The 15,308-nt window shown below is 50.9% G+C and carries 11 protein-coding genes and 1 riboswitch; of the genes, 10 read left to right on the plus strand and 1 reads right to left on the minus strand.

The features are described from left to right. Nucleotides 1–11: 11 nt before the first annotated feature. The 6 genes from BLQ32_RS08225 (at nt 12) to BLQ32_RS08250 (ending at nt 7,009) form a co-directional block, all read left to right on the plus strand. Nucleotides 12–1,187, plus strand: a complete 1,176-nt coding sequence (locus tag BLQ32_RS08225) for a sugar ABC transporter permease (protein ID WP_053166188.1) — start codon at nt 12–14, stop codon at nt 1,185–1,187. A 127-nt stretch (nt 1,188–1,314) separates the two neighbouring features. After that, entirely contained in the window at nt 1,315–2,295 is a 981-nt protein-coding gene (locus tag BLQ32_RS08230) for a sugar ABC transporter substrate-binding protein (protein ID WP_074509975.1), read from the plus strand. Continuing rightward, a complete protein-coding gene (locus BLQ32_RS08235; RefSeq protein WP_036802029.1) occupies nt 2,292–3,758 on the plus strand; it encodes a sensor histidine kinase in 1,467 nt (488 codons plus the stop codon). The genes BLQ32_RS08230 and BLQ32_RS08235 overlap by 4 nt, the downstream gene beginning before the upstream one ends. Further along, on the plus strand, nt 3,733–5,277 hold the full coding sequence (locus BLQ32_RS08240) for a response regulator (protein ID WP_074509976.1): 1,545 nt from the start codon (nt 3,733–3,735) through the stop codon (nt 5,275–5,277). The genes BLQ32_RS08235 and BLQ32_RS08240 overlap by 26 nt, the downstream gene beginning before the upstream one ends. 13 nt (nt 5,278–5,290) lie before the next feature. Further along, complete coding sequence (gene xylF, locus BLQ32_RS08245) at nt 5,291–6,367, plus strand: D-xylose ABC transporter substrate-binding protein (RefSeq protein WP_074509977.1); 1,077 nt, start codon at nt 5,291–5,293, stop codon at nt 6,365–6,367. Between the two features lie 147 nt (nt 6,368–6,514). Next, nucleotides 6,515–7,009 carry a YehS family protein gene (locus tag BLQ32_RS08250; protein WP_074509978.1) on the plus strand — a complete coding sequence of 165 codons (495 nt, stop codon included), beginning with the start codon at nt 6,515–6,517 and terminating at the stop codon, nt 7,007–7,009. Nucleotides 7,010–7,096: 87 nt separating this feature from the next. On the opposite strand, the gene BLQ32_RS08255 is transcribed toward BLQ32_RS08250, so the two are convergent. Further along, a complete protein-coding gene (locus BLQ32_RS08255) occupies nt 7,097–7,903 on the minus strand; it encodes a YwqG family protein (protein ID WP_175557091.1) in 807 nt (268 codons plus the stop codon). A 176-nt stretch (nt 7,904–8,079) separates the two neighbouring features. On the opposite strand from BLQ32_RS08255, the gene BLQ32_RS08260 reads away from it, so the two are divergent. From BLQ32_RS08260 to metH, 4 genes are all read left to right on the plus strand, one after another. Further along, nucleotides 8,080–8,682 carry a hypothetical protein gene (locus BLQ32_RS08260; RefSeq protein WP_074509980.1) on the plus strand — a complete coding sequence of 201 codons (603 nt, stop codon included), beginning with the start codon at nt 8,080–8,082 and terminating at the stop codon, nt 8,680–8,682. Between the two features lie 78 nt (nt 8,683–8,760). Beyond that, the gene (locus BLQ32_RS08265) at nt 8,761–9,621 is read left to right on the plus strand and encodes a DUF6920 family protein (RefSeq protein ID WP_074509981.1); all 861 of its coding nucleotides are present in this window, start codon (nt 8,761–8,763) and stop codon (nt 9,619–9,621) included. A 171-nt stretch (nt 9,622–9,792) separates the two neighbouring features. Then, a riboswitch (SAM riboswitch) is annotated at nt 9,793–9,899 on the plus strand. A gap of 72 nt (nt 9,900–9,971) precedes the next feature. Beyond that, nucleotides 9,972–11,831 carry a bifunctional homocysteine S-methyltransferase/methylenetetrahydrofolate reductase gene (locus tag BLQ32_RS08270; RefSeq protein ID WP_074509982.1) on the plus strand — a complete coding sequence of 620 codons (1,860 nt, stop codon included), beginning with the start codon at nt 9,972–9,974 and terminating at the stop codon, nt 11,829–11,831. Then, nucleotides 11,812–15,252 (plus strand): methionine synthase, encoded by a 3,441-nt coding sequence (gene metH / locus BLQ32_RS08275; protein ID WP_074509983.1) that lies wholly within the window; start codon nt 11,812–11,814, stop codon nt 15,250–15,252. The genes BLQ32_RS08270 and metH overlap by 20 nt, the downstream gene beginning before the upstream one ends. Nucleotides 15,253–15,308: the final 56 nt, after the last annotated feature.

Raw genomic sequence — 15,308 nt, forward strand, 5'->3', positions numbered from 1 at the left:
GGGGTAGAACAATGGGTTTTTTAGCAGAAGCAAAACATTTGATCAAAGCGAATATCCGCGATTACGGAATGTACATCGCCTTGCTTGTGATTATACTGACGTTTACGTTTATGACAGACGGCTTGTTCATGTCTTCACGTAACATCAGCAATTTACTCGATTCAACCGGGTATATTGCCGTTCTGGCCGTCGGCATGACTTTGGTCATCGTCATTCGGCACATCGACTTGTCGGTCGGATTTTTAGCCGGCTTTTTGGGCGCGATTGCCGCGATTTTCCTGTCGCAAATGGGCATGTCCGTTTTTCTGGTCATTCCGATCGTCTTGATTTTTGGCGTTATCATCGGGTTGTTCAACGGATTTTTGATCGCCAAAGTCGGCATTCCGGCGTTCGTGGCTACCTTAGCCGGAATGCTGTTTTTCCGGGGAGCTTTGCTGAATGTCACAGAAGGCACCGGGACAATCATCGTCAACAACGATGGCTTTAACGCACTGGGCAACGGATTTATCCCGTCGCTTATGGAAATCAACGGATTGCATCTATTGTCGCTGTTGATGGGGCTTGCCGGGATTTTGCTGTACATCTACAGCGAAATTTCAAACCGCCGGAACAAAGCGAAATACGGATTTGAAGTGGTTTCGTTTAAAATTTTCATCGTGAAGCTCGTGTTTGTGTCCTTTATTATCGGCTATATTACGTGGATTCTCGCGGGTTACAACGGCTTCTCCTGGACGGTGGTCATCATGCTGCTGGTCGTTGTCATCTATCATTTCCTGGCGACGAAGACCGTCCTGGGCCGCAACATTTATGCAGTCGGAAGCAATCCGGAAGCCGCCCATTTAAGCGGGATCAACGTCACGAAAATCACGCTTTTTGTTTTTGGGTCGATGGGGATGCTTGCTGCCCTTTCCGGCATTCTGTTTACTTCACGCCTGCAATCGGCCACAACGACTGCCGGGACGCTATTCGAACTTGATGCCATCGCGGCTGCCTATGTCGGCGGGGTTTCTTCTGCGGGCGGCGTCGGGAAAGTGACCGGTGCGATTATCGGAGCCATCGTTATGGCTTCGCTGTCGAGCGGCATGAACTTGCTTGGAACCGGGATTTCGTATCAATACATGATCCGCGGCGGCGTTTTGGCTTTGGCTGTAATTTTTGATGTGATGACCCGGAAACAACGGGCGTAAGCATTAAGTAAAACCGGCGTCTTCTTGCTTAAAGAAGGCGCTTTTTCTATATACGGAAAGTGATTGTGAATTTTCTGGCAAATGATATGATAAAAGCAGTTAGGACACGGAAAAGGAGCTGCACAACATGAGAAAAAAAGTCGTCGTCATCCTTTGTATGCTCTGTGCGGTTTTGGGATTTTTTACATTCATGTCAGCTGGAAAGGCATTCCGCTCCGATTGGCAATTGCCGTCGAGTGTCCCGGAAAACCAGGAAAAACCTCGCCTGGTCCTCGTTACCCAGGAAATGAAAACACCGTTTTGGAATCAAGTGGCAGCAGGGGCATCGAACGAAGCGGAAAAAGAAGGCGTCAGCCTCGAAGTATGGGGAAGCTACGGCAATGACCAGGACGAATTTTTAAAGCAAATTGAAATCGCCCTTCATTCCAAAGTGGACGGCGTCATCGTCCAAGGCCTGGATACCGAGGAATTCAAGGAACTGACGAAGATCAAAGCGGCGTCCTATGGCATTCCGGTGGTAACGGTGGCGAATGACGTGCCGGTTGCCGAGAGCTTGCGGAAAACCTATGTGGGATCAGACCAGTTTGCGGCGGGAAAACGGTTGGCGGAGCAATTGGTCGACAACATGGGAAGTGAAGGGCAGGTCGTCGTTCTTACAAATAGCGAACAGGCCTATAGCCAACAGCAGCGCCTTCAGGGAATGGAGGAAGTCTTGAACGTGCATTCCGGCCTCCAAGTGGTGCTGGTAGAAAGCGGCGATTCCACTGAAGAAGTGATTGAAACGACGCAAAATGTGCTGAACCAGGTGCCGGGAGCCGATGCCTTTATCGCGCTTAACGCCAACCATGTCGGGACGATGATGCAGGAAATCAGCAGGCGTTCGGCTCTTGAACGCTTCCATATTTATTCGTTTGACGACGGCGCGGACATTCCGGCGCTGCTGACGCAAGGCGGTTTGGATGCGGTGATTGGCCAGTCCCCTGAAAAAATGGGCAGCATGAGCGTCGAATTGATCATGGATTGGCTGAACAACGAAAAAGTTCCGCTGGATCCGGATGGTTATTTTACGGATATCCGGATTTTGGAAGGGGCGAAAAAACGCCCATGAACACAATACAAAAAAAGATTTGGGTGCTGGCTTCCGTTGTTCTTGCCATCATGATCGCCATTTGGCTGACGCTGACGTTCTATAACCAGAAAATGCAGACGCAGTACAACGACATCCTGCAGCGCTATTTGCAGATGAATGAAGTGACCAGCTCAAGCCAGGACATTGTCGCCAATTTGAACCGGTACTTGATGATTCCGACAGCGGGCAACGAAGCCGAGCTTGAAGAAAGCCGCGAGCGGCTGCTGAGCGTCCAGTCGACCGTCTATGAGCTGCGCAATGTGGACAATGAATTCATTTTGACCAATTACAGCCACTTAATCGACAGTTTTATTGAAACGGTGGACCGTTCGGTGATGTTCCAGGAGCAGGGGGAAGCGGAATCCGCTTTGGCAGAATTTGCGGAGGCATCGAACATCTCGCTTTATATTTCCGAAATGACGTTAAGCATTTTTGATACTGAGCTAAAAACCTATGAACGCTTTTACCGGGGCATCATCAGCCAGTCGGAAGAGCTGGAGAAACTGGGCGTTTGGCTGCTGCTGCTGATTACCTTGGTGCTTGTGCTGTTTACGTATTTGTTTTCGCGCAGCATCACCAAACCGGTGCAGCAATTGACCAAAGCGGCCAACGAACTGGCAATCGGCCGGTTTGACCGGCCCATCAAAGTGGATTCGAACGATGAGATCTCGTTTTTGGCCAAAACTTTTGACCATATGCGCAGCAACATCAATGCATTGATCCTGGAGATTCAGAAAAAAGCCCAGCTTGAGCGGGAGCTGCAGGAAAGCAAAATGCTGCTGCAGGAAAGCCAGCTGCGCAATTTGCAAAACCAGATCAATCCCCATTTCCTATTCAATACGCTGAACACGTTGTCGAAAAAAGCGTATCTCGACGGTGCGGAAGAAACGAGTGATTTGCTGGTCAGCGTGGCGGGCCTCTTGCGCTACAACTTAAAGCGGATGGACAAAGCAGTCTCGCTTTACGAAGAAGTGTATGTGCTTCAGCAGTACATCGACATCCAGAAAGCCCGCTACAGCGACCGCCTGAAATTCCACGCAGACGTACAAGAGTCTGCACTGGGCTTTCAAATTCCAGGGCTGACATTGCAGCCGCTGATTGAAAACGCGGTCATCCATGCCATCGAGCCGGAAGAAGACGGCGGCGAGATATGGTTTCGCATCCAGGAAGTCGGAGACGAAGTATGGATTGAAATTGAAGATAACGGGCCGGGCATTGATGAAGAAAAACAGCGGCAGCTTCTGGAGCAGGCCATCATCTCGAAAGAAGGGCATTCAACCGGCATCGGATTCGGCAATGTACTGAAGCGGCTGAACCTTTTCTTTGGACGGGAAGGCCTTGTTGAAATCGATAGTGAAGTCGGCCAAGGAACGAAAATTACATTGAAATTGCCAAAAGTAAAGGGGGTCCAAAATCATGGTCAAGCTGCTCATAGTGGATGACGAGCCGATTGAACGCGACGGCATGCAGGCGATTCTGCAAAAAAACTATCCGGATTTTGAATTCCGGCAAGCAAAGAACGGCAAGCTGGCCGTCGAAATCGCCGAAGACTGGAACCCGGATTGGATTTTCATGGACATCATGATGCCAGGGATGACAGGGCTCGAAGCGATCGAACAAATCCAGCGGTCCAATGAGGAAGTTCAGTTTGTCATGGTGACGGCTTTTGATATGTTCGATTATGCGCGGCAAGCGATCAAACTCGGCGTAAAGGATTATTTGCTGAAGCCGAGCAAAGCCAGTGAAATTGTGGCGACCGTCGGCAAACTGCTCGAACAGCAGCGGCAAAAAGAGCAGGAGTCGGCTGTGCGCCGGCAGGAACAGGATGCCTTTCAGCGGGCACTGAGCATTGTCGAGACCGATGTCGTCACCCAACTGCTTTTTGACCATGTCCACGAAGTGCATATTGATATGCTGGTCGAAATGCTTGAAATCCAGTCGGAAAACGAACAGTTTGTGCTGACGGTGCTTATCCCGGAAGGGGGCGAAGAAGCGTATTCAAAAATCAAAGAAAACATACGGCGGCAAGGCAATGCGTGGGTCGGCGCCTTATATGGGCGCCAGCTGCCGATCATCGTTTTCCGCGAAGCCGGCACGTCGTTTCGTTCCCAAGCCATCAAATTGGCAAAGGAAATCCTGGATATTTCAAAACAGCATAGCCAGGAAGACTGGTTTGTCGGCATTGGCATAGAATGCAGCTCGCTTGAAGAAATCCGGAATTCGTACCAGAAATCATTGATTGCGACGATGGATCTGGGCATTCCTTCAAAATACCGGTTTTATTCCGATGTGCCGGTGCTGGATAAAGAAAGCGACGCCGCATTTATCAAGCAGCAGGAGAAAAAACTGTTCGATTACGTCCGGCAGGGAGAATGGGAATGCATTGACCAGATTGTCCTGGATTTAATACGGCGCTTTGAACAGCAGGAAGCAAATGTTCTTCTTGCCCAGCAGCGGGCGCTTGAAGTGCTGTGGATTGCGTCAAGGGTCATGGAAGAAATGGGCGTCGAGGCGGCAGCGCCGTATTATCCGGTGCAGGCGCAGGATTACCGGCAGCTCAGTGCTGAGACGCGGCAATTGCTTGAAGGGATGAAGCAATTGTATGAGAGCCATTGCGGACGGCTGGAAGTGGATAAAATTCACCAGATCAAACAATACATCCGGGAGCATTCCCATGAAGACATTTCACTCGACACTTTGGCAAGACGGGTCGACCTGAGCCCGATTTACATCAGCAAGATGTTCAAGGAAAAACTCGGCGTCAACTACATCGAGTTCCTGACGGTCTGCCGGATGGAGCGGGCGAAAAAGCTGCTGGCCGATCCGCAAAAGAGCCTGAAGGAAATTTCCATTGATGTCGGCTACCACGAACCGAATTACTTCAGCAAAGTGTTCAAAAAGATGTACGAAATGTCGCCGAAAGAATACCGCAAGACGCTTTTGGGCATTAAGGAAGAGTAGGGAGGAAAATCCCATGAAGCAGATTCAGTGCCGGATTGCCGGCCTGCTGATGGCATTGGTTGCGGCAGGGATGCTTGCTGCTTGTGAAGGGCAAGAGCCCGAAGCGCAGAAAGAGAGGATCGTGCCGCCGGAAACCGGACAGGACGAAGCCGTCAAAATCGGGTTTTCAATGGATACCTTAAAAGAGGAACGCTGGCTGAAAGACCGCGACTTGTTCCGCCAAGCGGCTGAGAAATTGGACGCGGAAGTGGAGATAGCAGCGGCGAACGGCGACGATGCGCTGCAGATCGCTCAGGCGGAAGCCATGATCCAAGGCGGCATCGATGTGCTGGTGATTGTGCCGCATAACGCGGAAGCGACGGCAGCCATTGTCCATAAAGCGCACGAAGCCGGCATTAAAGTCATTGCCTATGACCGCCTGGTGAAAAATGCCGATGTTGACTTGTATGTATCGTTCGACAATGAGCAGGTGGGGGAACTGCAGGCGCGGGCCATACTCGAGGCGGTGCCGAAAGGGAATTATGCCTATATCGGCGGTGCCCCGACCGACAACAACGTCCACCTGATCAAAAAAGGCGTCTTGAATGTGCTTCAGCCGGCCATCGACCGGGGCGATATTAACATCGTCTACGACGAATGGACCGATGACTGGGCGCCGGAAAATGCCCAGTACAATATGGCTGAAGCCCTCAGAGCCAATGGCAATCAAATCGATGCGGTTATTGCGGCCAATGATGCAACAGCCGGCGGCGCCATCAAAGCGCTGGCAGCGCAAGGAATGAACGGAAAAATTCCGGTAGCGGGCCAGGACGCAGAACTCGCGGCAGCCCAGCGCATCGTTGCGGGCACCCAAACCATGACCGTGTATAAGCCGATCCAGAACCTCACCGCCCAAGTGGCGGAACTGGCGGTGCAGCTGGCAAAAGGCGAAGAAATCATGACGTCCGTCAGCGTCAACAACGGCAAGACCGAAGTGCCGTCGATCTTGCTGGCGCCCACTGCGGTGGATGCCGGAAATCTGGCAGACACGGTCATCGCCGACGGCTTTCATTCCAAAGAAGAAGTGTATCAAGAAGCAAAAAATGATTGAAAAAGCCGTTCATCAGGCAAACGGTCTGATGAACGGCTTTTTTGCCTTCAGGTAAAAGTCCTGAAAGCGTCTCTTTATGCTATTATTAAGGGTGGATATAAACAAGCAAACACCTGGAATGTATGCAATAAAAGGAGGTTATTTCAGATGGACAATAACGATTTACTGATCAGATTAAGGTACGCCCTTGATATAAAAAATAACGATATGGTGGAAATCTTCAAACTTGGCGGCATTGAATTTTCGAAAGAAGATGTATTGAAAGTGCTGACAAAAACGCCGGAAGACGAAGACCTTAAAGGGAAAGAAGACCACATCCCTTTGGACAACGAAGCATTTGAATCCTTTTTGAACGGCTTGATCGTTCACAAACGAGGCAAACAGGAATCAAAACCGGGCCAGCCGGCACAGCCGCCGCTTTCAAATGAGCCTTCCAACAACCTGTTGTTGAAGAAAGTGAAAATCGCCTTGCAGCTGACAAGCGATGACATACTCGACATTTTGAAATTGGCCGGCGTTACGGTCACCAAAGGGGAAATGGGCGGGATCTTAAGAAAGCAGGGCCACAAAAACTACAGCATCTGCGGCGACCGCTATGCCCGCAATTTCCTGAAAGGGCTGGCCATCAAATACAGAAAATAAACGGGACTCCGAATGCCTGGCAGATGGAGAACTGAAAAAAGGGTGCCGGATATCACATTCCGGCACCCTTTTTTTGCCTTGACCCGATTAACAACAGTCCCAGTTGTACACTACATCCGAGAAATTTCGCTTCTTTAAATTTTCTTTGCTGATGAAAAAATTGCCGACGCCGGTATCTCCCCATGCAATGCCCGCTTCTTCATCCGTATCAACCTGAAGCAATAGGACATCGTAATCGGCATATTGCTCATTTCCTCTAAGGTCGACTTGGGCGAAAAAAGGATAGCCGCCGATTTTATGGCCTTCTCCGGAAAACTGCTCGGAGTACAGTTGCCAGAAAATAATAGGTTGATTCTCCTCCATTTTCATCACTTCTTCATAGTCGATTCCTTTGAAAATAGCTTCAAAAGTCCGGTCGGTAATCGAGACAGCCTCCTGGTCCAAGACAAAAGACAAAGCCGATTCTTTGTACGGCGGGAAATCATCTTCTTTCGGCTCCTCGAGAAATGAAAAATCTGTAACGAGCCCGTCTTCCGGAATGGGTTCTTCGTGAAAAACCACTTTGAAATTGCTTTGGTTGGTTTGGTCGTCGAAGTCCAGGCCCATGCCATCAGCGTCCGGCGAAAGGAAAAATTGCAGGATGCCTTTCTCCGGCAAGTCTTCCAGCACCGAAGGGAGTTCTTCAAAATTAATTTGGGCTAGCAATCTCATGGCGGCGCCGGACGCATCTTTTGGCAGCTCCATACCGTTTGGCAAATACGGCAGGCCGCCGAACTTGCTTTGATGCCAAGCGGTGGCTTTTGGGTTTGTCTGAATCCGGATTACCGGTTTGACAGTTGGTTCGAGTTTTTCCCGGAATCTCTCTAATTCTGGCGACAAAGATAAGCGTGGCATGGTCATCTTCCTTTCATTTATGCATCAATTGGCATTTACTTTTCTACTTTAAATAAAAAAATATGGAAATTTACTATTACTTTAGTATAAGCTTTTAATTAACAGAAGTTTAGCAAAAATTGAGCGGAGTGCCAGTATAGTTGATGAGCAGAGGCCGAGCAAAGGGGATAGACGGGATGAAATGGCTGCCTACGAGAAAAAACAAAGTGGAAGCTTTTTGGAAATGGTTTAAAGAAAACGAACGCAATTATTATAAGTTAACTAGAGGCAATCAGGAAGAGCTGTTTGCCGTGCTGCAGCGAAAACTGCAAAAAGTGAATAAGCACCTGGTTTTTGAGTTCAGTATGGAGCCGGTAGGAGGCAAACGCGAGTTTACGATCAGCGCGGACGGCATGCTCGATGCATTTGATGCGGTTTTTGATTTGCACGAAGCAGCGCCGGAACTTGAACGCTTTGACATCGTGGCATTCCGCCAGCCTTCAGAAGAAGAATTCAGCGTCCAGTTCGGAAGCCGGCACCTGGCTTGGGGTGATGTGTATTATACAGCGCTTCAGGACATTGAGCACGAAGAAGTCAGCTTGACGCTTTATGTCAAAGGCCTGACCAAAGACAACGAAGACGAACTGTCGCCAGCCCTCTTTATCTTACTGGATTCCGTCATCGGGGAATACAACATGGGCGTCCATGTCGGAAACGTCGAATTCCGCCCGTATGAAGCACAACCGCATGCACGCCCCATCCAGACAGTCAAAGAACTTTTTCCGGTGGAAGTCTTATGAAAACTAAATGAAAGTTATTAAAGGAAATTTACCTCCGATGTCGTATAGACATAGTAATGCTAAACGGAGGTGTTTGTGATGAGAGTTGCCATACCGCTTGCAATCGTTGGACTTGCCGCTCTGTACAAAGGAGCTTTATGGAATTTTTCAAATCAAAGCAATAAACAAATTCAGCAGCAGCTGGATGGAGTGTCGGATGCGCCGCCGGTGAAAATCACCCAGGACATGCTCGAGCCGCTTCCACAATCTGTCCGGAACTGGCTGGTTGATGCCGGTGCCATTGGAGCGGACGAAATCCGAACGGTGACCTTAAAGCAAACCGGCTGGATGCGCCTCAAGCCGGAGCAGGAAAAATGGATGAAGGCGGAAGCGGAACAAACCATTACGGCCAATCCGCCGTCTTTTACCTGGACCGTCAAGACGAACATGGTGCCGTTTGGACAAGTGGTCGGCCGCGACCATTTCGAGTCGGGCAAAGCCGATATGCTGATCAAAGCAGCCGGCCTCCTGCCGATTGTCCAAGTCAGCAACAACACAAAAACCGATGAATCTGCGCTGCAGCGCTTTTTGATGGAGATGGCATGGTATCCGACAGCGGCGCTAAGTCCGTATGTAACCTGGGAAGAACTTGACGCTAATGCAGCGAGAGCGACAATGACGTACCGCGGCATTTCCGGATCTGCTGATTTTTATTTTTCCGAAGCCGGTGAACTGCAGAAAGTGATAGCTTACCGCTACAAAGACAATGATAAATCTGCCTCCCGCTTGCCTTGCGTCGCGGAAATTAAAGAACATCACAATGCAGGTGCGTATAAAATCCCTTCCAAAGTTGAAATCAGCTGGTATTTGGAAGAAGGCAAATTCACTTGGTACAAATTCGAAGTACACGGAGCAGAAATCGATCCGATCCGGGCAGTGCGCGATGCTGCGGTCACTTAAAGAAAAGCATGGAAATATCATTTAACACAGAAAGTTCATTGTTTTTCGACAAATCAACTTGACCTGCCCTTCCAATGAAGATAGGATAAGAAGATATATAGCGGAACTTCACTAAGTGAAAGTGCAGTTAATCATTCAAACCAAGAAACAGCATCATAATTGAATAGTGAATTCTTATCGAGAGAAGTCGAGGGACTGGCCCTATGACGCTTCAGCAACCAGCCGTAAAGGCTAAGGTGCTAAATCCAGCAGGCATGACTTTGCCTGGCAGATGAAAAGGAACGAGTTTAGCGACTATGAAACCTTCTTTTTCAAGAAGGTTTTTTTGTATATATGGGAGGGCGAAGAGCATGGGTTTATTAGACGAGCTAAAGACGAGAATCCTAACGGCGGACGGCGCGATGGGCACACTTTTGTATTCTTACGGCATTGAATACTGCAACGAAGAACTGAATCTGCAGCGGCCGGAAATCATTGAAAAGATCCACCAGGAGTACATCCAGGCAGGAGCGGACATTATCCAGACCAATACTTACGGCGGCAATGCCTTGAAACTGGCGCGCTACGGGCTGGAAAACCAGGTCAAGGAAATCAACGAAGCGGCGATCCGCATTGCGAAGCGGGCCGCAGCTCCAGGAGGCCAGTTCGTGTTTGGAACGATCGGCGGCATCCGGGGCATCCGGAAAAGCGATGCGACATTGGAGGAAATCATCACGATGGTGGACCAGCAAGCGGGCTATTTACTAGTGGGCGATCCCGATGCCTTGCTGCTTGAAACGTATTACGATTTTGAAGAATTGGCGGCGACCGTCACACATTTGCGGAAAGCGACCGATGTGCCGCTGATAGCCCAAGTGTCGATGCACGAACCCGGCATTCTGCAAAACGGCATGGCGCTGAACGACGCATTGCATCAACTTGAAGCGCTCGGCGCGGATATCGTCGGCGTCAATTGCCGCTTAGGCCCGCACCATACGATCCAGGCACTGGAAGAAGTGGCGCTGCCGCAAAAAGCGTTCCTGTCGGCCTATCCGAACGCAAGTTTATTGGACCTTGAAAATGGCCGGGTGGTCTATGAATCGGAAGCCGATTATTTCGGGCGCGCCGGCCTCTTGCTCAGAGAAGAAGGGGCGCGCTTGATCGGGGGCTGCTGCGGCACGACGCCAAAACACATCGAAGCCTTGAAAAAACGCATCGGCCATTTAAAGCCGGTTACGGAAAAAGAAGTGGTGAAGAAAAAGCCGATCATCATCCGCGAAGCGGAAGCGCTCGAAGAAGCACCGCTCCATGAGAAAGCGAAAACGGAACGCACGATAATTGTGGAGTTGGATACACCACGCCATTTGGATATTACGAAGTTTTTGGAAGGCTCGAAAGCGCTGAGTGCAGCAGGCGTGGACGCTGTCACGATGGCCGACAATTCGCTGGCCTCTCCACGCGTCAGCAATCTGGCGATGGGCTCGATTTTGAAACACCAGGAACAAATCCGGCCGCTGGCACATATTACATGCCGCGACCGGAACTTGATCGGCTTGCAGTCGCATTTGATGGGGCTTGATGCACTCGGCATCCATGATATCCTGGCAGTAACGGGAGATCCGACCAAAGTGGGCGATTTTCCCGGTGCGACGAGCGTCTACGATGTTTCCAGCATGGAATTGATTCAGCTGATCAAAAAGCTCAATGAAGGGATTTCCTTTTCCGGGAAGCCGCTGCGCAAAAAAGCGAACTTCTCAGTAGCGGCGGCATTCAATCCGAATGTCCGGGTGCTCGACCGGGCAGTGGCAAGGTTGGAGAAGAAAATCGAAAGCGGTGCGGATTATTTTATTTCGCAGCCGGTTTACACAAAAGAAAAAATCATTGAAATCTACGAAGCCACCAAGCATTTGGAGACGCCGATTTTCCTTGGCGTCATGCCGCTTACGAGCATCCGCAGCGCAGAATTCCTGCACAACGAAGTGCCGGGCATCAAATTATCCGAAGATGCGCTGGAGCGGATGCGTGCTTGCGGCGACGACAAAGAGCGGGCTACAGCAGAAGGCATCCAGATTGCCAAGGAATTGATCGATACTGCAGCGGAGTTGTTCAACGGCATTTACGTGATCACGCCATTTTTCCGCTACGATATGTCTCTGGAATTGATCGATTATATCCGCCAACTTGATATACAGAAAGAGAGCGATAACAGCCATGTCAAAACAGCTAATTGAACAGCAGCTCGACAAAAGAATATTAATCATTGACGGTGCCATGGGAACGATGATCCAAAATGCCGATTTGTCGGCGGAAGACTTTGGCGGGGAGCAGCTGGACGGCTGCAATGAATACTTGAACATCGTCCGCCCCGACGTTATCGAAGGCGTCCACAATGCGTATTTGGAAGCGGGCGCTGATATTGTCTGCACGAATACCTTCGGCGGCACGCCGGTTGTGCTCGATGAATACGGGCTTGGGAGCGAAGCGGCGGAAATCAACCGGCGCGCAGTGGAAATTGCGAAGCGCAGCACGGCTGCTTTTTCCACGCCGGACTGGCCTCGCTTTGTGGCAGGCGCCATCGGACCGACGACCAAAACCTTATCGGTGACAGGCGGCATCACATTTGATGAACTGCTGGATAACTTTTATGTGCAGGCAAAAGCGCTCGTTGAAGGCGGCGCGGATTTGATTTTGCTCGAGACAAGCCAGGATATGTTGAATGTCAAAGCGGCGACAATCGGCATCAAACGGGCTTTTGAAGAAACCGGCATCGAACTGCCGATCATGATTTCCGGCACGATTGAACCGATGGGGACGACGCTTGCCGGCCAAAGCATCGAAGCGTTTTACATTTCGATTGAACACGTCAAGCCTTTGTCGGTCGGCTTGAACTGCGCGACAGGTCCGGAATTCATGACCGACCACATCCGCTCGCTTGCGGAGCTGTCGGATGGCTATGTCAGCTGTTATCCGAATGCCGGCTTGCCGGACGAGGAAGGGCATTACCACGAGACGCCGGAATCGTTGTCGAAAAAACTGCGCGGTTTTGCGGAAAAAGGCTGGATCAATGTGGTCGGCGGATGCTGTGGCACGACGCCTGCCCATATCAAAGCCGTTCGAGAAGCGATGGAAGGCTTGGCGCCAAGAAAGCCGGAAGCAGTCGGCCATGGCCACGTCATTTCAGGAATCGAGCCGCTGCAATACGATGAAACGATGCGTCCGTTGTTTATCGGGGAGCGCACGAACGTTATCGGTTCCCGCAAATTCAAGCGCTTGATCATCGACGGCCAGTTCGAGGAAGCTTCTGAAATTGCCCGGGCGCAAGTGAAAAACGGGGCACACGTTATTGATATTTGCCTCGCGAACCCGGACCGCGATGAGCTGGAAGACATGACGAATTTCATGAAAGAAGTCGTCAAAAAAGTGAAAGTGCCGCTCGTTATTGATTCCACCGATGAAGATGTGATTGAAGCGGCTTTGAAGTTTTCGCAAGGGAAGGCGATCATCAACTCGATCAACCTGGAAGACGGCGAAGAACGCTATGATGCAGTCATGCCGATGGTGAAAAAATACGGTGCAGCCGTTGTAGTCGGAACGATTGATGAAGCAGGCATGGCCGTAACGCGCGAGCGGAAACTGGAAATCGCCGAACGCTCGTATGATTTATTGACAGGTAAATGGGGACTCGCGCCAGAAGACATCATTTTCGATCCGCTTGTGTTCCCGGTCGGCACGGGTGACCAGCAATACATCGGGTCTGCGGTGGAAACGATTGAAGGCATCCGCCTGATCAAGAAGAAGTTTCCGGAGTGCCTGACGGTTCTTGGCATCAGCAACGTGTCGTTTGGCTTGCCGCCGGTCGGCCGCGAAGTGCTGAATGCGGTGTATTTGTACCACTGCACGCAGGCAGGGCTGGATTATGCCATCGTCAATACCGAAAAACTGGAGCGCTACGCGTCGATTCCGGAAAAAGAAATCGCCATGGCGGACGAATTGCTGTTTACAACGACCGACCAGACGCTGGCGGATTTCACTGATTTTTACCGCGACAAGAAAAAGGAAAAAACCGAAGACGACATTCCGAAGACGGTTCCGGAACGCCTCGCTTATTATATTTTGGAAGGCACGAAAGAAGGGCTCATCCCGGATCTGGAAAGGGCGCTTGACATGTATGACACGCCGCTTGACGTCATCAACGGGCCGCTCATGGAAGGAATGGCCGAAGTGGGCCGTTTGTTCAACGACAACCAATTGATCGTCGCAGAAGTGCTGCAAAGCGCGGGCGTCATGAAAGCGGCGGTTTCATTCCTGGAAGGATTTATGGAGAAAAAGGAAGCAGACGATTCAGGCAAAGGCAAGATTGTGCTGGCAACGGTAAAAGGCGATGTGCACGACATCGGCAAAAACCTGGTGGACATCATCCTCAGCAACAACGGCTTTAAAGTGATTGATGTCGGCATCAAAGTGACGCCGGCAACTTTGATTGATGTAATCCGAAAAGAAAAGCCGGATATGATTGGTTTGTCCGGGCTGCTCGTCAAGTCAGCGAAACAGATGGTCATCACGGCGCAGGACTTCAAGGAAGCGGGCATTGATGTGCCAATTCTTGTGGGAGGCGCGGCTTTGTCCCGCCGCTTCACGGAAACGAAAATTGCTGCGGAATACGACGGCCCGGTCATTTACGCGAAAGACGCGATGCAGGGCCTGGACTTGGCGAACCGGCTGCAAAGCGGCGCCGGAAAAGCGGTGCTCCTGGAAGAACTCGGTGCGCAGCAGGAAAAACGAAAAGCCTCGGAAGCGGCGAAAGCATCGAAGCAGGCGGTGGCAGTTGCTGTCCGTCCGGTGAAAACGGTGCGGGAAGACGTGCCGGTCTACAAGCCGCATGACTTGCGCCGGCATGTACTAAAGGATTATTCGGTGGCGCATTTGTATCCGTACGTCAACATGCGGACGCTGATCGGCCACCATCTCGGCTTGAAAGGATACAACGACAACACGCTTGCCAAAGGCGATCCGCGTGCCGTCGAGCTGCACGAACTCGCCACCGGCTTTTTGCAGTCTGGGTTACTTAAGCCGTCTGGCATGTATCAGTTTTTCCCGGCGCAAAGCGAGGGCGACGATGTCATCATCTACAGCCCAGCGGATGCCAAGACCGAAATCGAACGCTTTACGTTCCCGCGCCAGTCGGTGGAGCCGTTCCTGTGCCTGGCGGATTATTTGAAATCCGTCGACAGCGGCGAAATGGATTATGTGGCATTCATGCAAGTGACGGCGGGCCACGGCGTCCGGGACGAGGCGGCGCGTCTGAAAGAAGCCGGCAAGTTCCTGGAAAGCCATGCCTTGCAGGCGACGGCGCTGGAACTGGCGGAAGGCTTTGCCGAGCGCATCCATCAGGAAATCCGCGACCAATGGGGCTTCCCGGATGCTACCGATTTCTCGATGCGCGACCGCTTTGCCGCGAAATACCAGGGACAGCGTTTTTCATTCGGCTACCCGGCCTGTCCGAATTTGGAAGACCAGGCGAAACTGTTCGGCTTGATCAAGCCCGAAGACATTGGCGTCCAGTTGACGGAAGAATACATGATGGACCCGGAAGCTTCCGTATCGGCAATCGTTTTTGCCCATCCCGATGCGCGTTATTTTGTGGTGGATTAATAAAAGCGAAAAGAAGGCCCTTCTGCTGTTTGCAGAAGGGCCTTCTTTGTTTTTGC

Origin of the sequence: Planococcus glaciei (assembly GCF_900099655.1) — a bacterium.
Classification (GTDB): domain Bacteria; phylum Bacillota; class Bacilli; order Bacillales_A; family Planococcaceae; genus Planococcus; species Planococcus glaciei.